The 22,033-nt window shown below is 69.7% G+C and carries 18 protein-coding genes and 1 pseudogene; 4 read left to right on the forward strand and 15 right to left on the reverse strand.

Going from position 1 to position 22,033, the window contains the following annotated elements; all coding sequences use genetic code 11:
• Nucleotides 1–5 precede the first annotated feature (5 nt).
• Nucleotides 6–2,930: an AAA family ATPase gene (locus ACFKCF_RS23580; RefSeq protein WP_394496688.1), complete on the reverse strand. Its 2,925-nt coding sequence runs from the start codon at nt 2,928–2,930 to the stop codon at nt 6–8.
• A gap of 176 nt (nt 2,931–3,106) precedes the next feature.
• On the opposite strand from ACFKCF_RS23580, the gene ACFKCF_RS23585 reads away from it, so the two are divergent.
• Nucleotides 3,107–3,553, forward strand: coding sequence for a hypothetical protein (locus ACFKCF_RS23585; RefSeq protein WP_394496690.1), 447 nt, complete (start codon nt 3,107–3,109; stop codon nt 3,551–3,553).
• Between the two features lie 246 nt (nt 3,554–3,799).
• Here the strand turns inward: ACFKCF_RS23585 and ACFKCF_RS23590 are convergent.
• From ACFKCF_RS23590 to ACFKCF_RS23630, 9 genes and pseudogenes are all read right to left on the reverse strand, one after another.
• Nucleotides 3,800–4,656 (reverse strand): annotated as a pseudogene (locus tag ACFKCF_RS23590) (IS3 family transposase); the annotation flags it as partial.
• Between the two features lie 260 nt (nt 4,657–4,916).
• Nucleotides 4,917–5,849, reverse strand: coding sequence for a DUF4190 domain-containing protein (locus ACFKCF_RS23595; protein WP_394496691.1), 933 nt, complete (start codon nt 5,847–5,849; stop codon nt 4,917–4,919).
• A gap of 3 nt (nt 5,850–5,852) precedes the next feature.
• Nucleotides 5,853–6,287, reverse strand: coding sequence for a hypothetical protein (locus ACFKCF_RS23600; protein WP_394496693.1), 435 nt, complete (start codon nt 6,285–6,287; stop codon nt 5,853–5,855).
• Between the two features lie 1,445 nt (nt 6,288–7,732).
• The gene (locus tag ACFKCF_RS23605; RefSeq protein WP_394496694.1) at nt 7,733–8,335 is read right to left on the reverse strand and encodes a DUF4240 domain-containing protein; all 603 of its coding nucleotides are present in this window, start codon (nt 8,333–8,335) and stop codon (nt 7,733–7,735) included.
• Nucleotides 8,336–8,357: 22 nt separating this feature from the next.
• The gene (locus ACFKCF_RS23610) at nt 8,358–9,197 is read right to left on the reverse strand and encodes a methyltransferase domain-containing protein (RefSeq protein ID WP_394496695.1); all 840 of its coding nucleotides are present in this window, start codon (nt 9,195–9,197) and stop codon (nt 8,358–8,360) included.
• Between the two features lie 158 nt (nt 9,198–9,355).
• Entirely contained in the window at nt 9,356–10,012 is a 657-nt protein-coding gene (locus ACFKCF_RS23615; protein WP_394496696.1) for a response regulator, read from the reverse strand.
• Entirely contained in the window at nt 10,009–11,082 is a 1,074-nt protein-coding gene (locus ACFKCF_RS23620; RefSeq protein ID WP_394496698.1) for a sensor histidine kinase, read from the reverse strand. Before ACFKCF_RS23620 ends, ACFKCF_RS23615 begins: the two co-directional genes overlap by 4 nt.
• Before the next feature lies 1 nt (nt 11,083).
• A complete protein-coding gene (locus ACFKCF_RS23625; protein ID WP_394496700.1) occupies nt 11,084–12,499 on the reverse strand; it encodes an alpha/beta hydrolase in 1,416 nt (471 codons plus the stop codon).
• Nucleotides 12,500–13,199: 700 nt separating this feature from the next.
• Nucleotides 13,200–14,231: an Rv2578c family radical SAM protein gene (locus ACFKCF_RS23630; protein ID WP_394496701.1), complete on the reverse strand. Its 1,032-nt coding sequence runs from the start codon at nt 14,229–14,231 to the stop codon at nt 13,200–13,202.
• Between the two features lie 134 nt (nt 14,232–14,365).
• On the opposite strand from ACFKCF_RS23630, the gene ACFKCF_RS23635 reads away from it, so the two are divergent.
• A complete protein-coding gene (locus ACFKCF_RS23635) occupies nt 14,366–14,650 on the forward strand; it encodes a DUF3040 domain-containing protein (protein ID WP_364842184.1) in 285 nt (94 codons plus the stop codon).
• A gap of 857 nt (nt 14,651–15,507) precedes the next feature.
• Here the strand turns inward: ACFKCF_RS23635 and ACFKCF_RS23640 are convergent.
• From ACFKCF_RS23640 to ACFKCF_RS23650, 3 genes are all read right to left on the reverse strand, one after another.
• Complete coding sequence (locus tag ACFKCF_RS23640) at nt 15,508–16,362, reverse strand: polysaccharide deacetylase family protein (RefSeq protein ID WP_394496703.1); 855 nt, start codon at nt 16,360–16,362, stop codon at nt 15,508–15,510.
• A 194-nt stretch (nt 16,363–16,556) separates the two neighbouring features.
• Nucleotides 16,557–17,045: an OsmC family protein gene (locus tag ACFKCF_RS23645; protein WP_394496705.1), complete on the reverse strand. Its 489-nt coding sequence runs from the start codon at nt 17,043–17,045 to the stop codon at nt 16,557–16,559.
• On the reverse strand, nt 17,042–17,686 hold the full coding sequence (locus ACFKCF_RS23650) for a GntR family transcriptional regulator (protein WP_394496707.1): 645 nt from the start codon (nt 17,684–17,686) through the stop codon (nt 17,042–17,044). Before ACFKCF_RS23650 ends, ACFKCF_RS23645 begins: the two co-directional genes overlap by 4 nt.
• Before the next feature lie 464 nt (nt 17,687–18,150).
• On the opposite strand from ACFKCF_RS23650, the gene ACFKCF_RS23655 reads away from it, so the two are divergent.
• Both ACFKCF_RS23655 and ACFKCF_RS23660 read left to right on the forward strand, forming a co-directional pair.
• Nucleotides 18,151–20,310 (forward strand): tetratricopeptide repeat protein, encoded by a 2,160-nt coding sequence (locus ACFKCF_RS23655; protein ID WP_394496709.1) that lies wholly within the window; start codon nt 18,151–18,153, stop codon nt 20,308–20,310.
• A 244-nt stretch (nt 20,311–20,554) separates the two neighbouring features.
• A complete protein-coding gene (locus ACFKCF_RS23660; protein WP_394496911.1) occupies nt 20,555–21,106 on the forward strand; it encodes an ATP-binding cassette domain-containing protein in 552 nt (183 codons plus the stop codon).
• On the opposite strand, the gene ACFKCF_RS23665 is transcribed toward ACFKCF_RS23660, so the two are convergent.
• The gene (locus ACFKCF_RS23665; RefSeq protein WP_394496710.1) at nt 21,036–21,617 is read right to left on the reverse strand and encodes a TetR/AcrR family transcriptional regulator; all 582 of its coding nucleotides are present in this window, start codon (nt 21,615–21,617) and stop codon (nt 21,036–21,038) included. The genes ACFKCF_RS23660 and ACFKCF_RS23665 overlap by 71 nt on opposite strands.
• Nucleotides 21,618–22,004 carry a hypothetical protein gene (locus ACFKCF_RS23670; protein WP_394496713.1) on the reverse strand — a complete coding sequence of 129 codons (387 nt, stop codon included), beginning with the start codon at nt 22,002–22,004 and terminating at the stop codon, nt 21,618–21,620. It lies immediately after the preceding gene.
• Nucleotides 22,005–22,033 lie beyond the last annotated feature (29 nt).

Consider the following 22,033-nt stretch of genomic DNA (forward strand, 5'->3'; position numbering starts at 1 on the left):
CTTACTCACCCATGCGGCACGAGCTGGGCCAGCTCCAGGCGGCGGGTCACCCCCAGCTTCGGGTACGCCTTGTTCAGGTGGTGACCGACTGTACGGGGGCTGAGGAACAGCCGGGCGGCGATCTCCCGGTTGCTCATGCCCGCCGCCGCCAGCCGTACCACTTGGAGCTCCTGGGGTGTGAGCCGGGCGAGCGGGTCGAGGGCCCGGGGGTGGGTGGAGGGCCGCTCGCCCAGGGCGGACAACTCCGCTCGGGCCCGGCTCGCCCACGTCCGGGCGCCGAGCCGCTCGAAGGCTGCCAGCGCGTCGGTCAGCTGGCCCTTCGCCTCGGCGTGGCGGCTATGCCGGCGCAGCCATTCCCCGTACGCCAGCCGCGTCCTGGCCTCGTCGTACCGGCGGGAGTCGCGCTCGTGCAGCTCCAGCGCGGCCCTGAAGTGCCCGGCGGCGGCGTCCTCGTCGGCCAGCAGCGCTTCGCAGCGGCGGGCCAGCGCGATCGCGTGCGGCCGGCCGGTCTGCCCGGCCCAGTCGGACAGGGCGGGCAGATGGCGGGCGGCCTGCTCGGGGAGCTCGGCACGTACGGCCGCCTCGACGTGGTCGGGTACGGCCCTGATGAGGAAGTCGTGCCGGGCCGGACCGCCGCACACCTCCTCCAGCCGGGCGGCGGCCTCGTCGAACCGGCCGCCGGCCAGGTGGAGCAGGCCGAGCGCCCACGAGGCCAGCGCGGCGTCGGCGGGGTGCTCGGTACGGTGCTCCAGCACGCCGGCGGCCAGCGACCGGCACGCGATCTCGTCGCCGCTCACTGCGGCCAGCCACGCGGCGATCGCGTTCAGCGCGACCACCTGCAGGTCCTGGCCGAGGTCGGTGGCCAGGGAGACGGCCTCCGTCACGCCGGCGTCGGCGTCCGTGAACCGGCCGCGCAGCAGCCGGGCGATCGCCAGGGGTCCGAGCACGTACGCCAGCCGGCCCACCGCGCCCTGCTCCCGCACGTCGGCGACCAGCGACTCCAGCACCTCCGTGGCGATCTCGTCCTCGGCCACCAGCATCCCGGCGAACCCGGCGATGAGCCGCTCCACGAACCCGCCGGCCTTGCCCTGCCTGGCGGACTCGGCCAGCTCGCGCATGGGCGGCAGGCCCACGGCGGGCCGGCCGTCGTACAGGTGCCGGAACCCGATGAGCCCCGCCACGACCGGCGCGCGGGGTTCGACGGTCTCCAGGAGGGTGGCGCACTGGTGTACCAGGTCGTGGTCGCCGGCGTGGCGGGCGCACCAGACGGCTTCGGTGAGGATCGACACGGCCCGCTCGAGGTCGGTGGCGGCGATGAGGGTGGCGCCGTCCAGCGCCAGGGCGGCGGCGACGGCGGGCGAGGCGCGCTCGTACTCGACCTGAGCCCGGATCCACGCCACCTCGGCCCTCACCGACGGGTCACGAAGCGGACGCACGGGCCGCTCCCCGGACCCAATGCTGCACTCGGGCGGCCCCAGGGCCGGGTCGGCCGGTCCAGCGGGTCGATCGGGCACCCCTGCCGCCCGGTCGGCCAGTTCGGCGGCGCGGTCGGTCAGGCCGGCGTCGCAGGCGGCGCGGGCGGCGGCGATCAGCCGCCACGCCCGGCGCGTCTCGTCGGTGCTGAGCTGGGCGGCGCGTTCGAGCGCGCTCATCATCGCGGTCACTCCGCCCCGCCGGCCGGCCCGGTGGGCGGCCCGCTCCAACTCGGCGGCGACCTCCTCGTCCGGGCCCGCGGTGGCGGCGGCCAGGTGCCAGGCGCGACGGTCGGCGTCGTGCTGCTCGCCGTCGAGCGCCCGCGCGAACGCCTCGTGGACCTCGACCCGCCTGGCGTGCGGGGCGGCCTGGTAGGCGGCGGCCCTGATCAGCGGATGCCGGAAGGTCACGCTGCCACCCGGCACCGGCTCGTCGGACAGCACGACCAGCCGAGCCTGCTCGGCGGGCTCCAGGTCGGCCACGGAGACGCCGAGCAGTGCGGCGACGTTCAGGATCACCTGCAGATCGGCCATGCCGCCGGCCGCGGCGATCAGCAACAGCAGCCGCGTCGCCGCGGGCAGGCCGGCGATCTGCGCCCGGAAGGCGTCCTGTACGTGGCCCGCACCGGGCAGCGGCCAGTTGGGTAGCGGCGGCGCGAGACGACCGTGGCCCTGCAAGGCATCGAGCGTGGGACGACCGTTGTCGTGCAGGGCGTTGAGCGTGGGACGACCGTGGCCGTGCAAGGCATTAAGCGTAGGACGGCCGTGGCCCTGCAGGGCGTTGAGCGTGGTGGCCAGCTCGATCACGGCGAGTGGGTTGCCGCACGACTCGGCGAGCACGCGCTCGCGCAGCGGCCCCGCCAGGCCACGGGCGTGCGCGTCCAGCAGCGACGTGGCGCTCTCCGCGTCGAGGGCGGCGAGCCGGAGTACGTCCAGGCCCGGCATGGGCGTGGCGTCCTCGTCCCCGCTGCCGGCCGCGAAGATCATCGCGATGGGGTCGGCGTGCAGCCGCCGGGTGGCGAACAGCAGCGCCTCCAAGGACGCCCGGTCGAACCACTGGGTGTCGTCGATCAGGCATACGAGGGGGCCGTCGCCGCTCAGCTCCGACAGCAGCGACAGGGTCGCCGCGCCGATCAGGAACCGATCGCCGACCGTCGCCTCGTCCAGCCCGAACGCCGTCCGCAGCGCCGCCGCCTGCGGGCCGGGCAGTGCGGCGAGCCGGTCGAGGTACGGGTGCAGCAGCAGGTGCAGCCCGGCAAAGGGCAGTTCGGCCTCCGACTCCATGCCGACGCCACGCAGCACCCGCAGGTCGGCCGCCGCGGCGGCGGCATAGTCGAGCAGCACGGTCTTGCCGATCCCGGCCTCGCCCGTGATCAACAGCGCTCCGCGGCTTCCCGCACGGGCGTTCGCGAGCAGGTCGTCGATCCGGGCCCGCTCGGCGATCCGCCCCAGAATCATGCCGAAACAGTAACCCATGCCACTCTCGGAACGATCTCTCCGCACGGACGTGTCCCGAGGGCGAGTTGAACCGTTCGCACAACGGGGTACGGCGCATTTCAGACTCTCCATCGGATTATCGTCCCGACGGTCCGAGAGTGATGAAGCATCATAAAACTAGGACATAAGGTGTCGCCGTGAATGTGATCGAGTTCCGCGTTGAAGGGCCGGTCGCCCCCAGCGCTTATCCGCACATGGACATCCTGATCGACGGCATCAATCTCATCGAACTTGCGCGCGTCGTCGAACTACCGCTGGCCTCCGACCCCAGCATCGCGGGGGCCTATGCGGGACTTCTGGAGCGGGACCTGATCTGCTGGCCAAGCAGCCATTTCCTCGGAGCACCCCATCTCCAGTGGTTTTCCGAAGGAGAGACGGTGCTGCTGGGCTGCGAATGCGGGGATTGGGGATGCTGGCCGTTGACCGCGCAGGTGGAGGTAACCGAGCAGACCGTCACTTGGTCCGGGTTCCGCAACGGCCACCGTCCCAACTGGGATCTAGGGGCGCTCGGTCCTTTTGTCTTCGACAGACAGCAGTACGAGGCGGCTCTCCGCAGAACCGCCGCCTCCCCGAAGCTGTCCTGACCGTCAGCTCGCTGTGTAGCTCCCATAAGTCGGAGCGCCCCCGCCAGGGATGGCCAGCGATTCATGGCGCACACGCGCAGGCCCCTTACCCGATGTCGGGTAGCCGGAGCGCATTGCTGCACCCCGGCCCTCTCAGAACCGGACGTGCCCGTCGCCGAGCATCCGGCTCGAGCAAGCCGCGAGGGCGGACAGGGGATCTACCCCGAAGTGTGGACATCGGTACGCAGCGAGGAGCACCTTATCGATGGAGCGCTGCTCGAATTCGGTCGGGCTGAGATAGCCGAGGGTGGAGTGTCTCCTTCAGGGAGTCGTAGCGGGTGATCCCTCGGAAGACGGCCAGGCGGGCGGCGTGGGCAGTGGGCCAGTGCCGGGCACCCTGGAGGGTCTCACGTTTGAGGGTGGCGTTGAAGGCCTCGGCCGCGGCGTTGTCGGCGCTGGAGCCCACGGCGCCCATCGATTGCCGCACTCCCAGCTGTCGGCATAGGGCGGCGAACTCGGCGGAGGTGGATTGCGCGCCGTGATCTGCATGGAAGATCGCTCCGGTCAGGCGGCTGCGCGTCGCAGAGGTGGCGCGTAGTGCGTCGCCGACCAGCTCGGTGCGCATGTGATCGGCGATCGACCAGCCCGCCAAGCGGCGCGCCAAGGTTCAGCACGGTCGCCAGATACAGGAAGCCGCCGTCGGCCAGCGGCAGGCGATGTCGCCCACATAGCGCTGGGCCGGAGCGGGCGCGGTGAAGTCCCGCTGGAGCAGGTCAGGCACCTTCTGATGCGACGGCTCGGCCACGGTGGTGCGCACCTTCCTGCGTAAACGCAGCCCGGCGATGCCGAAGACGCGCATCACCCGCGCCACTCCTTGTGGTTGACCCGGCGCCCGTTGGCGTGCAGTTCCGCGGTGATGCGAGGGCTGCCGTGGGTGCAGTCGAACTCGCCGTGAATCCGCTTGACCTCCTCCGCGAGCGCGGCATCGGCCGCGGCCCGCTCTGCCCGGGCCGGCGCCGCCTTGATCCACCGGTAGAAGCTCGATCGAGATACCGCCAGCACCCCACACGGCCGCTTCACCCCGAAGGCGTCCCGGTGTCCGCGACAAACTGGAAACGGCTCAGGGAAAGCGGCCGGGAGTTTCGGCTCATGATCCCCTGGCCTGCTCCGGCATCTGGTCGGATGCCTTACGGCCCTGCTCGCGATTCCCCCTTGATCGCCGCCTCATCGGACACGCGCCTTCACTTGCCAGGCAGCGCTCCGCTCGGGGGAGCCGCGGTGGACATTCTGCCAGGACGCGCCGAATACCGGCGGGAGCCCAGACAGGGTGCAGTCGGCGCTGGCGTAATGGAGTTAATGTGGGTCACCACGTTGCCCAGGAAAATCAGAAGATACTGCCACTTTTCCACACGAGGAAACCGCACATGAATAGTAGGAATATTGCGGTGAAGGCCATGGACGCCCACGCCAGGCCGGCGCCGCGTTCACCCGTCTGCCGTATCTGGCGCAGAGCTACAACAGCCAGGGCCAATCCGACCGGCCAGCAGGCGACAACGGTAACGGGCAAGGAAGCAACTGCCAGCCCGTTCCAGTATGCGCTCCGACGAGGAAGCTCGGCCGCCACATGCCAATCCGAAGCCGCTCGGGTGTGTTCGCGCCGGCTGAACTCGTACAGGAACTCACATAGGGCCAGCAGGCATACGGTGGCCAATCCTGACACATTGATCAGCACGTCTATGTCGTGAGGGAGGTCAGACGAGTCGGTGATCGCCTCCACAGTAAACGCGAACACAGCAGTGATCGCGCTGACAGCAGGCCCGAGCAGGTTGTTCACGTCGCTGACGCCGAATACCCAACGCAGCGAATACCACATCATCGCGAACGTGAAAATGACGGTCCACCAGCCGAGAATCCAACCGAAGGGAAACGGAATCGCCGCCCAGACGCCAGTTCGGACCGTTGCCGCCAGCGCCAACGTGCTTACCAAAGCAGCGGCGCCCCGCTTGAGCGATGCCCGCATGTAATACCCCGTCGCCGGCGACACCGGGTGCGCGCTTCCGAGCCAAACGATCAGAACCGCCGTCAGGGCGACCACGGCACCGGTAAAGATGGCGAGCGAGGATTTATCGGTGAAGCTCCAAAGAATGTCTTGCCAGTCGACAGTGGGAATGCTCAGATAGATGATGAACAATGTACCTATCCGTGCTCGCCAGTCAGAGAGTCGCTGGAACGGCTTTTCTGTGTCAGCCGTATCCGGTCGGAAGGCATTCCGGGCAAATATCCATGGATTCGCGTACTCGGTCCAGTGGTAGCGCATCCATCATCTCCAGCCAGGAGGGCGGCCGCTACCTCCACAAGACGGGCACTTCTGTATGAGCTTCTCCGCTATCACCCAAGAGCCCCGACCTCCACAGATCTGGCATCGTCCCGCATTTCTTCGAGCCTGCTTCTCTTGTTTCTTCCGCTCTTCGGCAGCTGCCCTCTCGTTGACCCACATGTTGATCCGCTGCCATAGTGTGGGATTGTGCAAGCGGTAGAGTGCGAACTCCATGTGGGGCCTGGCTTCTTCGAGTTGCCGAATAATTTCCTCATATTCGCGAACCTCATGGAATTCCCGACGGCTTGCCGCCTCTGCGGCGAGGCGGCGGGTGTTGGCGAGCACTTGGTCGATGTATCGTAAGTAATCCTCGCACCATGCGATCTTTTCGGCCAGCGACATGGTCTTGAATAGGGCGGCCAGTTCCCGCTGATCCATTCCGCTGCCTCCGTCCGACTGTCGGCTAGAGGTGGCGGCATAAACCGGCGACCGCTACTCCTGCCACACAGGCGATTGAGCCAACCTGTATATCGCAGGTCATCGCCTGCTCGTTACGGGTTATGCACTCGCGGCATGAAGAGCAGCCGATTGCATTGCGCGGTCGTATGGGCACTACAGAGATTAAAAGGCTGAGGCGGCACAGGGTGGTACCGTAGAGGCTCCGGGTCTCACGTAAGGCCGATCAGCGCGGCCAAGATGCGCGACAGCTTGGCAAGCTCCGCAGTGACGAAGGCTATGACGTCCCCCCACCTGCGAGCCTTCCCGGGTGGACGGGCATCATCTCGCCCATTGCTCGCCAGGGCCTCGCCAGCGCATCGAATCCGGCCAGGACCTGGGCACTCCGATAGGTGGTTGAGCGGACCGTCTCCCGGTTGGCGGGCTGCCGCCGTCTGCACCGCCGCTGTGAGTGTCTGACCGACTACTAGGGCGCCTTTGTCGCGATTGCCGCGCCCCTCATTGCTACCGCCGAATGAGACGACGCCTAACGAGACTTCACAAGCCGTGTCTCTGCGAAGGCTTGGAATTCCTGAACCGCTGGATCGTTCCCGATGGGGCGCGAGGTAGTCGAGACCATGGCGGAAGCCAGGCCGTGCTCAAGATCACCGCGAGCGACGTGCGACCTGCGACGTGGCCAGGATGGTCCGCAAGGAGAGGCTACGGACGTAGAGAGTGCCTCGGAGAGTTCGACGCTTTCAGCGCCTTGTCAGCCGCGCGCTGATGGGGCCCGAGGTCGCGCTTGCAGCGGGCGAACTCGGTAGCCAGTCGGCTTCATCGAAGTACTGGAGCCAGACCGGATCATCTTCGGGATCGCGCCGCTCGAACCACCGCTCAGCATGTCCGAGCGCTCGCGAGCACCCGCCTCGTCACCCTGCGAGGCTAGTGCTCGCGCCTCCAGCGCGTGGAACAGCGCCATGGCCGTCGGCGTGGCCATACCGCCGGTCCCCATGCGCGGGCCGAGCCAGCTCTCCATCCGGACCTTGTGGTGCGCCTACGGAAGCATCTGGAGGACTTCGGCACCCACCCCCCCGAGGACGCCCCTTCAACGGTCCACGCGGTGGCATCGTGACCGACAGGACGTACCTCGCCAGGGCAAGCCTCTTCGGCTCCGATATGGACGACCCCGGATTGCTCCGGGTCACCGCCACGATCAACATTTACGAATCACCAGACGATCCCGGTCCCGAGGAGGGAGAAGCCTGGCGTGGTCGGCGACCGTCCTGCCGATCATCTCCGCCGCGGTCGACCCGCCCGAAGAGGAAGCAGGCCGGGGCCATGGCGGGATGACCAGGCTTCCGCCTCAGTCATCTATGGCGTTGATACCCGGCGCGGCGATCATCCCGGAGCCGGAGCCTCCGCCGGAGGACTTGATTCGTCCTGCGGATTCACTCGGCGGGAGGACCGGGCATTCCTCCCCAGTAGCTCAGGATGCGCGGGAATCTGCACGCGAACTCCTCCTCGGTGATGGGGCTCGGCTGCTCGTCGCGCATCTTGTTCCAGTCTTCGCCCAGGCCGGTGCGTGCGAATGCCTGTTCGTGCAGTGTCGCCAGTTCAAGGCCGGTGCGCTTGGTGTAGGCCTTGTAGGCGAGGTATCCGAGCGATTCGAATTCGGGGTCCTCCTCGTCGGTCCACAAGCGGGTCCTGCGTCGTCGGGCGAGTTTCCAGAGGTGGAGGACTTCGGGGACCTCGATCAAAGTGTCAGGGTCGGTGATGACGTGTTCGAAGGTTTCGCGTCCGAGGCTGATGAGCCACCTGCGAAAGTACAGGAAGCCGTCGTCCGACCCCAGAGGGACGGAGGCGTGGTAGGCGACCCACAGGTTCCAGGTGTTGGATCGGTACTCGCAGATGTCGAGCCACTTTTGGAAGTCGATGACCTCGTCGAGGGGGAGTGCGCTGAGTCGCTCCTCCAGCCACCGCAGGCGGGCCTTTCGGGTGCTGGTCTCCCGGCTGGACTGCTCGATGAGCGTCCAGAAGGCATCCTCGTCCATGGGCGGATCATGGCGTGAGCGGTCAGTTCTGCCCAGAGAGCTGGTGGGGCGGTGCGCCGCCGTCCTGTTCGCCTGCGTGTACTACGCGGCCATGTGCCCCGTCGAGCTCCAGGATGAGCAGATCGCAGTCTTCCTCGACCGGATCGGTGCCGGGATGCGCGGCAAGGTCCGCGTCCATGGCGGCGAATCCCTCGGCGATTTCCCGCTCGGTCATCTGCTCGAAGACCGAGTTGGCGCGCAGCCGCAGCCGTGCGGCGTAGTCGGCGGGACCGGCTGCCAGCCGGTGCCGGATCGAGGTGAGGGCGGCAGGGCGCAAGCCGACCCTGGCGAAGGCGTCCACCACTTCGGCCACCGTGGGGAAGAGCTCCTCCTCGATCATCCGGGCGCGTGGGAACCAGCGGTGCCACAGCGGGTCGGGCATCCGATCGGCGAAGGTGTTGCGGATGAGCAGCCGACCGCCTGGGGCCAGCACGCGGGCGATCTCCGGGGCCGCCGCCGGCAGGTCCTGGATGTGGTGGATCACCAGGTAGAGCAGGATCAGGTCGCAGCGGTCGTCCGGCAGCGGGATCTTCTCGGCGGCACCCTGGAGATAGCTGACCGACGGGTGAGCGGCGCTGGTCGTGGCCACCTGACGCATCCGGGCGGAGGGTTCGACGCCGTACACCGGGCCGCCGAAGGTGCCGGCAAGGGCCGGGGAGAACCGGCCGGTGCCGCTGCCCAGGTCCAGGACCGTCAGCGGCCGCCGGGACGGCGAGTGCCGGGCGAACTCCGCCATCCAGGCGGCGACGACGTCGGGGGGCAGCGCTCGGCCGCGCGCGTACACGAGGTGCTGGCGGTCGTCGTAGTTGATGCGCTTCAGCACACTGCCGAATCTACCCCGGTCGGCCGGGACCCGGCTGTTCAGCGCGGAACCTGCCGGCGCTTCGGACGCCACGGGCCGCGGACCGCGAAAAGGGCGCCCGGCCGCCGCACGGAGGTGGCGTTGGGGCGTACGTCTCGCGCGACAGGCCCGGCGGATGGTCAAGGACCGTCGCGGGTGACGAGGCCGTGTTCGTAGGCGTAGATCGCCGCGTGCACGCGGCTCCGCAACCCGAGTTTCGTGAGAATCCGGTTGACGTGTGTCTTGACCGTGCCTTCCTCGATGGTGCACGCGGCGGCGATCTCGCCGTTGCTCAGCCCTCGGGCCAGGTGGCGTAGCACGTCGTGTTCGCGCGGGGTCAGCAGGCCGAGTTCGGGTGTGGCCGGGCGCGGGGACAGCGCGGCGAAGCGGCTGATCAGGCGGCCGGTGACCTGCGGGTCGATCAGCCCCCTGCCCTGGTGCAGCTCGCGGACCGCCGCGACGAGCACGTCGGGGTCGCTGTCCTTCAGCAGGAAGCCCGCCGCCCCTGCGCGCAGCGCGCCGAACAGGTACTCGTCGAGGTCGAACGTGGTCAGCGCGAGCACGCGGGGAGCCGGTTCGGCGGCGGCGAGGCGGCCGATGGCGGCTATGCCGTCCATGCCCGGCATCCGCAGGTCCATCACCACCACGTCCGGCCGCCGCCACAGCGCCTGGTGCACCGCCTCGGCGCCGTCGGCGGCCGTCGCGATCACGTCGACGTCGGGTTCGCCGTCGAGGATGAGTCGCAGCGCCTCCCGCGCCGCCTCCTGGTCATCGGCGACCAGCACCCGGATCGTCACCACGCGTTCCTTTCGCTGGGAAGGTCGGCGAGCACCCGCCAGCCGCCCGTTTCCGCCGGTCCCGCCGACAGGGCACCGTTGAGCAGGTGCACGCGTTCCCGCATGCCGCGGAGGCCTTGGCCCTCGGCCTGGGGCGCCGGGATCGGGGCGCCGTTGTCGAGGACCTCGACGCGCAGGCCGCGGTTGTCCTGCCGTAGGTGGACGGTGACCTCGGTCGCGTCCGAATGGCGTACGACGTTCGTCAGGGCCTCCTGGACCACCCGGTAGGCGGTGTGGTCGACGGCCGGCGGCAGGGCGCCCCCTGTCCCCGAACGGCGCATGGTGATCCTGCGGCCGGCGGAGGAGAGCCGAGCGGCCAGCCGTTCCAGGTCGGCGGTGCCGGGCTGAAGGGCGGCCGGGTGCTCGTTGAGCGTTCGCAGCAGGTCGCGTACCTCGGTGAGCGCCGACAGCGAGAGACCCGAGATCGTTTCCAGGGCCCGCCACGCTGAGGCGTCGGTGTGCGCTCGCCGGGCCGCCGCTGCCTGCAGCCGGATCGCGGTCAGGTGGTGGCCCACGCTGTCGTGGACGTTCCTGGCCAGCCAGGTGCGCTCCTCCGCCAGCACGCGCTCCGCCTCGGCCCGCCGCAGCCTGAGCGTCTGGTCGGCCCGGTCCCGATGCAGCCGCAGCGCGTAGCCGGTGGCCACGGGGGCGACACTCATGATCACCATGGTGGTGAGGGCAGGGAAGGGTTCGGCCATCGCCACGGTGACGCCCGCCACCCAGCACGTGTTGACCGCCAGCACCAGGAGGGGCCGCCGCGGCCGGTGGTAGACGGCCGTGCAGAACAGGGCCATCGTGACCAGCATCCCCTCCCAGCGGTGCAGTTGTATCATCCCGGCCAGCGCGATCGCGGCGGACGCCGTGGCGGCGGTCAACGGCAGCGCCCGCCGTACCAGCAGAGGGAGGCTGACGCCGGCACTGAAGACGGCCAGGAGCGGCATGTCGATCAGGTTCTTGCCCGCCAGCGCTGTCAGCAGCGCCGCGACGGCCGCGGCGCCGGCGACGAGCAGGGCCTCCCTCAGCCAGTGCATGTCACGATGATGCCGGACCGCAGGTCGTGCCCGCGGGCGGGAGCTGCCCGGTGGTCAGGTAGCGGTGCACGTGGTCGCGGACGCAGGGGTTGCCGCTCCAGTAGAGAGCGTGACCGCCCTTGGCCGCCAGGTAACGCGCGCCGTCGATCTGCGCGGCGATCCGGCGGGCGTGCGCGGGCGGCGTCGTGTCGTCGTACTCACCGCCGGCGATCAGAATCGGCGGCAGGCCGCGCGGGCGAACCGGGTGGGGCGGGAAGGGCGTCTTGTCCGGCAGCCCGGTGCAGAAGTTGGCCGGCGGCCAGGCCGCGGTCCAGCCGATGCGCGGCGCGACCTTCCTCAGCCGCGTTTCCACGGCCTTGACCTCTCGGTATGCGGTCGGGTACGGGAAGTCGCCGCACATCGTGATCCTGCTCAGGTCCGGATCAGCCGGCCCGGTGAACGGCTTGGCGAACCGGGTGGCGTCGCCCGCGTGCGCCTCGGCCAGCGACCGGGCCAGCTCCGGCCAGGTCGCCTCGAACGTGGGAGCCGCGCGGGAGGCGATCAGGGCGGCGCTCGCCGTGGCGCCGGAGCCGGCGCCAGGCGCGGGGATCGGCCGTTCGGCGGCACGGGCCATGACCTCGTCCCACACCTTGAGCGCGTCGCGGCCGTGGAGCGCGCAGCTCTGGTCGGTGGCGCACCAGCCGGCGAAGCGGTGCAGGTTGCGTTCCTTGGTCGTCGCCTTGGGCAGCAGCCACTCGGCTAACGACCGGTTGGTATGGTCCACGACGCTGTCCAGGTACATGCGACTGATACGGGACGGAAAGTACTCGGCGTAGGCCACGCCCAGGACGGTGCCGTAGGAGTTGCCGAAGTAGTTCAGCTTCTGCTCGCCCAGCGCCACCCGGACCGCCTCCAGGTCGCGGGCTCCCTGCCAGGAGTTCAGCTTGCCGGCGAGCGGGCCGGCGGCGTCCGCGCAGCCGAGGCCGAAGCGGCGGTTGCGCTCGGTGTACCTGGCGTAGGCAGCGGGGCCGGAGAACACCCACACCCCGTTCGCGGCCAACGGCGCCGGGTCGGGGCAGCGTACCTCGGTGCTCGCCTCGAACCCGCGCGGGTCGAAGACCACCACGTCGAACCATCGGGTCAGGTCGGCGAAGTAGTTCTTCGCCTGCCGCAGGACCGAGATCTGCTGGGCGGGACCACCCATGTTGAGCACCAGCGTGCCCTGCCTGGTGGCTGGGTCTTGAGCGGGCAGCTTGGCGAGCCCCAGCGTGATCTGCTCGCCCTTGGGAACGGCCCAGTCGGCGGGCACGGTGATCCGGCCGCACTGCAGGCCGTCCCCGCAGTCCTGCCAGGACAGCCTGGTATCCGCCGCCGCGGGCGCCCCCGCCGCCAGGGGGAGCAGCAGTGCGCCGAGCACGGCGATGATCGTCTTCCTCATGGCCCTCAGCCTTGTCGACAAGCACCTCGCCGGTCGTCCACCTTTCGATAGATCCTCATGCGCGGCGCACCGGCCCGGCCGGCGCGCGGCTGAGAACCGCGTCGCCCGCCGACACGTCTACCGGGTATGCGCATGCTTCCGGCCGCGGTGCTCCTCATGCTCGCGGCGGCCTGCGGTCCCGATCGAGCACCGGTCACTGCCGAAGGGTTCACCGACCGGGCTCGGGAGGTCGCCGAACGCTGGCAGAGCTCGGCGGAGCGCGAACCCTGGATCGAGGGATTCGTCCCGCTTCGGAACCTGACTGTGGAGCCCGATCGGGGGCGCGTGACAAGGGCCGTCGATGGACGTCCGGCCCCCGCGTCCAACCGGCCGTCGGTCACGGGTCCTCGCCGAGGCGACCGCGCAACCCGGCCTTCTCGGTCGGAAGCTCGTCATGCCCGCCGTACGGAACCAATGGCGGAGGGTCGCTGGCATGGCAGGTAGCCCGCCCGTTGACGCCCTGTCCCAGCCGCTCGGAACACTGACGGCGGCGCGGTGCCGCTGGACTGGACGATCTTCGTCGAGTCCCGTTGGTCAGCATCTTCCAGGACTGCGAGGTGTCAACTCAGCGAACCTTCCGGAAGAACGTCCGGACGCCGCCGAACGGACGCCGCCGAACGGGGGGCGTCGCACGGGGGGCCGAACGGACGTCGCGTGGAGCTCAGAGCAGGCGTAGTTGCTCCGGCTCGTCGGGGATCAGCGCGGGCCGGGGCGGGAGGCGGCGGGCCATGGCGGCGGTGGCGCGGCCCACGCCGTGGCGTTCGGCCAGCTCCTTGACCAGGCGCGTCACCCGTTCCTGGTACGGCTTGGGCGCGTACGCCCCGCGCCCGTACAGCTCCAGATAGCGCGGCACCAGGCGCGGATGCTCGCGTGACAGCCACCCCAGCCACCACTCCCGCGCCCCCGGCCGAAGATGGAGCACGATGGGGGCGATGTGGGTGGCGCCGGAGGCGGCGATCTCCTTGACGGTGGTCTCCAGCTGGGCGGGGGAGTCGGTGAGGAACGGGAGGATCGGGGCCATCAGGACACCGCACGCGATGCCGTTGTCGTTGAGTGTCGCGCACACCTCGAGGCGCCTGCGCGGGTTGGGGGTGCCGGGCTCCACCGCGCGCCACGCCTCCGGGTCGACGAAGCCGACCGACACGTTGGCGCTCACGTCGGTGACGTCCGCGGCCTCTGTCAGCAGGTCGAGGTCGCGCAGGATCAGCGTGCCCTTGGTGAGGATCGAGAACGGGTTACGCGCGTCGCGCAACGCGGCCAGGATGCCGCGCATCAGCTTGTAGCGGCCCTCCGCGCGCTGGTAGCAGTCGACGTTGGTGCCCATGGCCACGTGGTGGCCGCCCCAGCGCGGCGAGGCCAGCTCCTTGCGGGCCAGCTCGGCGGCGTTGACCTTGACGACGATCTTCGAGTCGAAGTCCGCCCCGGCATCAAAATCCAGATATTCATGCGTTTTTCGGGCAAAACAGTAAATACAGCGATGCGTGCATCCGCGATAGGGGTTGATCGTGTACTCGAACGGGACTCGACTGGCTCCCGGAACCCGGTTGATGATGGATCGGGCCCGGATCTCGTAGAAGGTCATCCCCCTGAACTCGGGCGTGTCGAACGTGCGGGTGACCGCGCCGCGAGCGAACAGCGGCACGGCCGGATCGTCCTGACCGGGCCCGGCCAGGCGCAGGTTGTCCCAGCGCATGCCATGATTAGAACAGCAGTTCGAGCATGATCGCAAACCGAAAAGAGGTTGCAATTACCTGGTCAGCCGGGGGCTAATGATCTTCAGGGTTGGGCAGAAAGACGTCGCAGAGCTTGCGTTCGGGAGGTGCGCCTATGGCCTGGTCGCAGGACGAGGAGCGGATGCTGGCCCAGATTGAGCAGCACCTCGTCGCCGACGATCCGCGACTCGTCGCACGACTGGAGTCGTTCAACGAGCGGGTGCGTCGCAGCGAGGCGAAGGCCAAGGGGCAACCGGGCCGCAGGCGTCGGCCACGCCGCTCGACAGTCATCATTCTGATCAGCTGGCTGCTCATCGCCACGCTGGTAGCCACGCTCCTGATCATGGTGCTCCGCCACGAGGCCGCCGCCGCGCTCGCCCTGGCCGCCGCCACCTTCTAGCCGCCCTTAACGGATCGGCGCCTTCAAGGCGCCGGATGCACTGCCTCCCACACGCTGCGTTACGGGCCGTTCTCGATCCGTTCATCCTCCGTTCCGGAGTCGTCGTCGATCCGTTCCGGGGGCCGTTGGCCAGCACGCCTGTGCCCCGTCTGCCACGCCTGCGCTGGGCGCGCGTCGTATCGTGGTCGTGCCGGGCATACGTCCTGCGGTGCTCGTGCCGCCTATACGTCCTGCGGTGGTGGCGCCCCACGTCTGTCCTGCGGTGCTGCTGCCGGACTTGGGCATGCGGTGGTCGTGCCGGGCATGCGTCATGCGGTGTAGTGATGGCATGCGTGCGGTGGTCGTGCTGGGCATGAGTCCTGTAGTGGTGGCGCCGCACGTGTGTCATGTGGTGGTGGTGCCGTACGTGGGTCGTGCGGTGCTGGTGCCGTACGTGGGTCGTGCGGTGGCCGTGCCCGGCGGGCGTTGTGCGGTCCTCAACGTCCGGGACCTGCAAGTCCTCGCAGTCCAGGCCTGCGCCAGCCCCAACGCCATGCGCCTTGCAGAGCCTGAACGCGGTCCTTGGTGTATGCGCCGGCGGTCTGGAGGACTGCGAATCACCGGCCCCATGGCATCGGCGTCAACGGTTGTGGGCCGGTGGCAGCGTAGGAACGGGTGGTCACGCGTGATCGGCGTTTACGGTTGCTGATCGGTGGCTCGCGTGATCGGCGTCTACGGCTGTGGGCTGGTGGCGGCGTAGGGCTGGGTGGCCATGCGTGACCAGCGTCAAGGGTTGCGGATCGGCGGCTCGCGTGATCGGCGTCTACGGCTGTGAGCTGGTGGCGGTGTAGGACCGGGTGGCCACGCGTCGCGCGATGTCAACGGGCTTCGAGGCGTCGTCGTTTCGCCCAGAGCTCCTGCAGGACCCGGTAGTCGAGCACGATGATCCCCTCGCTCCGCAGGATCTCGCGAGCCTCGGGGGAGATGAGGAACTCGTAGTCGGTCCGCCGCACGCGCCACCCGTCGGGCTCGATCGCCTGCGCGTCCTCGTCCCCCAGCCCCGGATGGACGGCCCATTCGCTCAGCCCGACCGGCACCTCGCGCAGCAGTCTGGCGTACGTGGCCGCCTTGCCGTCGAGTTCGAGCCGGAAACTGTCCAGGAAGTCGTGATCGACCACCGGCAGCCCGCGCGCCCGTACCTTTTGGCGGGCCGGGTCGAGCCAGGCCCGCACCGCCAGGCCGTACTCCTGGGCCAGCGCCACCGTCAGGTCGAAAACGTCGGCGCGCCCGCCGTCGGCCAGGCAGTGCCAGTCGAGGTGGGTCGGCGCCAGCCCGGCGTCCGTCACGGCGGTGATCTGCGCGCGGAACTCGCGCTCCACCTCGTCCAGGCGAGCCTGGGCGAGCAGCTCTGGTGCGCGGTCGGGGGTGAACAGCTCACCCGCCTCATCGAGCAGCGACGGCACCTCCTCCTTGGCCGCCAACGGCCCCCACCTGCGGCGAGGCGTGTCGCACACCAGCGTCAGATGGATCCCGAACGGGATCTCCGGTCGGTCGCGCAGCAGTCGCATGGCGTGCTCCGCCCCCGGGCAGGGCGCCATCAGGCTGCACGAGCCCGAGATCCCCTCCTCGATCGAGCGCACGACCGCGTCGTTGATCGCCCGGTGCATTCCGAAGTCGTCGCTGTTCACGATCAGTAGGCGCGCGTCGGGCTCGAACCCTGGGAGATCGTTCATGATCCAAGCCTGCCTGGCGCGAAGGGCGGCATCCAACCGGTTTCCGGCCCGATACGTACCCGCGTGTCGTACGGGGGAACGCGCCCAGGCCGCTGCCTGCCAATGACGGCGCCCGGACGAACCTACGGCTCTACGGCGCGGTGCCGGGACGAACCTACGGCTCTACGGCGCGGTGCCGGGACGGACCTACGACTCTACGGCGTGGCGACGTCGGAGCCCGTGACGCGGATTGTCGGCTCGGCCCGCACCGGGAAGTTCACGGAGCTGGCGATGAAGCATGCCTTGTGCGCGTCTTTGTGCAGCTCGGCGGCGGCGTCGACCATCTCGGGCGATGTCACGGTGACCGTAGGGCGCAGCACTACCTCGGTGAAGTGGCCGCCGTCCGCGGTCTCGGCCATCGTCCCGACCGCGTCGTCGACGTACTCGGTGACGATGACGCCCGCCGTGACACACTTGTGCAGGTACGACAGCATGTGGCACTGGGACAGCGAGCCGACCAGGAGCTGCTCGGGGTTCCAGCGCGACGGGTCGCCGCGGAAGGCCGGGTCGGAGCTGCCCGCGATGGCCGGCAGGCCCTCGGCGGTCAGCTCGTGCTCCCGGCCGTAGTCGCGGTAGCCGCTGGTGCCGGTGCCCTTGTTGCCGGTCCAGGTCACCATGACCGGGTACGTGTGCTCGCGGGTCATGCTTCGTCCTCCTTGCTATGGGTGATGCTACGGGTGTCGAGTACGTGTGCGCGGGCGACCCTGGCGGCCTCCTCCGGACGGCCCAGGACGATCGCGGCCACGAGCTCCTCATGCTGGCCCGACACGTGCGCGGGCCGAGACGGCGGCGCCAGCGAGCGCAACGTGGACACCTGGATCTGATCCCAGATGCGCTCCAGCGCGTGCAGCGCCATCGAGTTGCCCGCCAGCTCGGCGATCACCCGGTGGAAGCGGAGGTTGAGCCGCACGGCCTCGGCCAACCGTCCCTCGGCGGTGGCCGTGGCGGTGTCGATCGCGATCTCGCGGAGCGCGGCGAGGTCGGCGGGGGCGATGCGGCCCTCGCGCTGGCGGGTGGCGGCCAGCTCGGCGGTGAGCGCCTCCAGTGCCGCCCGCACCTGGTAGGCCTCGTCCAGGTCGCCCCGCTCCAACTCCACGACCACCACGCCGCGCCCGGAGGGGCGCACGAGGCCGTCGGCGGTCAGCGCGCGAAGCGCCTCGCGTACGGGGGTGCGGCTCATGTCCAGGGCGGCGGCGACCTCCATCTCGGTCAACCGCGCCCCGGGCGGGTACGCGCCGTCGAGGATCATCTCCCTCAGCCGCCTCCGCGCCACATCGGTCTGCATACAGGAGAGGTTAGCGGATCGCATGCATTGCATGCAATGGACGCAATGTATGCAAGCCGAGTTCCTTGGTAAATGAGCGGCCCCACCGGGGACAGGCGAAAGTAACCGCGGCGCTCGACTCCGAGCGGCACGGTGGCGACCGCGACGGGCCCTCGCGTGATCGGCCTTCCTGCGGTCGGTCCTCGTGTGGTGGGCCTTCGCGTGATCGGCCTTCGCGTGACCGGCGCCCGTGTGACCGGTGCTCGCGTGGTGGGCCTTCGTGCGGTCGGTCCTCGTGTGGTGGGCCTTCGCGTGATCGGCCTTCGCGTGACCGGCGCCCGTGTGACCGGTGCTCGCGTGATCGGTCCTCGTGTGATCGGTGCTCGCGTGATTGGCCCGCGACAAGGGGATGGCGGCGTGTGACACTCGTCGAGTACGGCCATGCGATTCATCACAGAAACCGTTCCCGCGCAGAGAGGGCTGAGATGCCGCGCTGGCTCAAGGTCGTGATCGCGGCGACGCTGCCGTCGACGGCCGGGGTCCTGGCCTGGTGGATCTGTGTGGCGCGCGGGCTCGGGCTGGACAGCACGAGCATCGTCGTGGGTCTGGTCGTCCTGCTCCCCGGAACGCCGCTCGCCATCTGGGCAGGGCAGACGGAGCCGGGCACCGGCTCGCCGCCCGCTTCGAAGCGGGACCTGCGCACGGTCGGTGATGTGCCTCGCGAGCCGAAGGCCTTCCAGACGCGTGCGGATCTGAGCGAACGCGTCGACAAGCTGTTCTCCACGCGCCGCACGGCGGCGGTGTGTGCGCTGGTCGGCGGACGCGGGGTGGGCAAGACCCACTTGGCGGCGGCCTATGCCCGGCGCTGCATCGAGCGTGGCATCCCGGTGGCGTGGCTGCACGCCGAGACCGTCGACCAGCTTCACGGTTCGGTGGACCAACTGGCCACCGAAGCCGGGTTGCGCAGCGACGCGGACGACCCGGCGACCGTGGCCCGCAAGGTCAGAGCCTGGCTTCAGGAGCGGCGCGAGCCGTATCTGGTCGTGTTCGACAACGCGACGGACCCCGATCTGCTCGCGCCGCTGCTCCCCTCGCACGGCCGGGCGCGCGTGCTGATCACCACCAATGATCATTCGTTCGAACGGCTCGCCACGATGGTCGCGGTGGAACAGTTCACGGAGGCCGAGGCGGTGAGGTACCTCCGCACGCGGGTGGGCGCGGACGACGGCGGCTTCCGGTCGCTTGCCGAGGAACTGGATCGCTTGCCGCTCGCCCTGGGTATCGCCGCCGCGGCCCTGGTCGGCCCGCCGCGCCTGTCCTGCGAGTCCTATCTGGGGCGGCTGCACGCCACCCCCATCGAGGTGCTCCTCGCGCGGCCGCGCGGCGAGCCGTACCCCACCGGAGTCGCGCAGGCGATCATGCTGTCGGTCGGGCAGACCGGCCCAGAGGCCGCGCATCTGCTCGGCGAGTTGTCCGTGCTGTCGACGTCCGGCGTCGGGTTCGAGCTGCTCGGCCCGCAGGCGGAACCGGCGCTGGCCGAGCTGGGCGCCCGATCGCTGGTCACTTTCAGCCGGAGCGACACGACCGCGTTCGTCCACCGCCTCGTCCGGCGTGCGGTACGCGATCAGGCCGGGCGCGACGGCACCCTGGCCGAGCTGATCGAGACAGCCGGGCAACGGCTGTGCGTAGCGGTCGAGGACGTCTCCGACCAGGACACCTGGCGGAAGTTCCCCACGATCATGGCGGTGGCCGAGCACGCGGCGGCCTTGTGGGAGGCCGTGGAGCAGGCGCCCGACGACGATTTCGCGCACATGCGCGCGGCGGCCGAGCTCGTGCTGCGGGTTCGCCACGTCGTGGTCTCGCACCTGGTGTATCTCAACGACGGGCTTCGTGCCCTCCCGGTCGCCGAAGCCGTCGTCAGGGGACGCGAGAGACTTCTGGGAGCCGAGCATCCGGACACCCTCAAGGCCCTGCACTCGCTGGCGCACGCCTTCGAGTACGCCGGCCAGGCGATGAAGGCCGCCGCCCTCTACCAGCGCGTCGCGGCCGACCGCTCCCGCGTCCTGGGTGACGATCATCCGGACACGTTGTGGTCACGCGCGTCGGTGGCCTTCTCGTACACGATGGGAGGCAGGGCGCCCGAGGCGGTGCCGATGATCGATCAGGTGGTGGCCGACCAGGAGAAGGCGCTCGAACCTGACCATCCCACCCTCCTCGCGGCGCGTTATTTCCAGGCCTACACCAACGTCGAGGGTGGCCGGCCCGAGCGCGGCATCGAGCTGTTCCGGCGACTGATAGCCGATCACGAGCGGATCTTCGATCACGACTATCCCGATACCTGGGTCACCAAAGGACAGCTCGCGCGCGCCTACAACGTGGCGGGCAGGGTCGATGAAGCCGTTCAGCTGTACGAGCACGTCGCCGGCCAACAGGCGCGGCTGCTGGGCGCCGACCATCCCGACACGCTGATCACCCGGCACGGCCTGGCCATGGCGTACGAGGCAGCGGGACGGACCGCCGACGCGCTCGCCGAGTACGAATGGGTCGTGAACCGGTTCGAGGCCGTCATGGGGCCCGAGCAGACGCTGACCAAGACAGCCAGGGACGATCTGGAGCGCGCCCGCCGGAGTCTCCGGCAGAGGTGATCGGTGGGAGTGGGCCTCGTGGAGCGGGGATCCGGCGAAGCCGGGCAGCGGAAGATGCCGTCCGGGTGCCCGCAGGCCAAGGCGTGGGCGATGGCGGTGCGCGCGGCCTGGCCGAGCCGGCTCGGCCACGCCACCCGAGGGCGAATCAACGGCATTGACGATTCCGGAATCATGGCGGCCCCGGCCGGCAAGCACAACGAGGACACCAGCCACCGCGACACCTGGCTCACCGCGTTTGGACGACGTGCTCGACGCCGCCGTCGCGGTGAACTGGCGCATCGAGACGGCCGGCCGGCACGCGGGCGTACACGAGCTGATCGCCGCCCTGCCCCGCGGCTACGACACGCTGCTGACCCGGATGGTCCGCCAGGGCCCGGAGCGGGACGACTCCGGGAGCGGGGTGCCGCTCTCCGGCGGGCAATGGCAGCGACTGGCCCTGGCCCGGGCATTCCTGCGACGGAAACGCGACCTGATGATCCTCGACGAGCCGAGCGCCGGACTGGACGCGGAGGCGGAGCACGAGATCCATACGCGCCTGCGCGAGATCCGGGCGGGCAGGACGGGGATCCTGATCTCCCACCGCCTCGGCGCGGTGCGCGACGCCGGCCTCATCGCGGTCCTCGAGGACGGGGTGATCGCCGAGCAGGGCGGTCACGAGGAGCTGCTCGGCGCGGACAGCACCTACGCCCAGCGAGCACGCCCGCGCTCCTCGGTGATCGGTGAGGTCAGGCGCGTGTCGCGCGGTCGAAGATCTCGACCAGCTCGTCCGCGCACCGGTCCGGATCGAGGCCCCTGACGAGGCGGTCGGCCACCCCGTCGATGGCCGCGCGCAGGGCGGCGCCCATCAACACCCCGTCGAACTTCCGGAACGCCCCCGCCCGCTGCCCGTCCGCGAACAGCGCCGCCAGCCGGGCGACCGCGGCGTCCTGCTCGTCACCGCCCACGGGCACCTGGTTGAAGGCGATCTGCTGCACCGCCCGCACGTGCTCGGGATGGGCGGCGATGAACGCGATGTTCGCCCTGATGAACGCCTCCAGCTGGGCACGCGCCCCGGAGGCGGCGTCGAGCGCCGGGCGCATGAAGGCGGCCGCGTCCTCGACGACCTGGCGGACGACGGCCTCGAACAGCTGGTCCTTGCTGGAGAAGTGGTAGGAGATCAGCCGCTTGCTGCTGAGCCCGGCCTGCTCGCAGATGGCCTCGAACGTGGTCTCCGCATAGCCTCGCCGCGCGAGCACGGCGATCGTGGCGGAGGCGATCTGTGCTTTGCGGGCCTCGGTGGCCGCCCGGCGGGTCGCGGAGCTCTGCATTCAGCCCAGCTTGCCACGCTTCGGGAACGCCTGTCGTACGGCACGTCGGTTGACGAGGAGGGCCACGGCGGCGACCAGCACGCCGACCACGGCCTGCTCCGCCTTCATCCACACGGGATAACCGCTGTCCGGGGCGAGGAGGATGAGCACGATCCCGAGCGGGGCGGCGATGGTGACGAAGCGGATGCGTACGTAGGCCGACCTCTTTCCCCGGGCGGCCTGTCCCGCCAGGGCGACGAGCCAGACGGCGGCCAGGGCAACGGCGGCGCCGCGGAGCCAGACCACCCAGTTGCCGCCGATCAGGGCGGCCACGCCGAGGGTCGCGACGGAGATGACGAGCACGGCCACGAAGAGGGCTCGCACGAGAGCCCACACGTTGTTATCCATGCGAGTAAATTTACACGGCCGGATAACTT

Source organism: Nonomuraea sp. JJY05 (assembly GCF_043496855.1).
Classification (GTDB): Bacteria; Actinomycetota; Actinomycetes; order Streptosporangiales; family Streptosporangiaceae; genus Nonomuraea.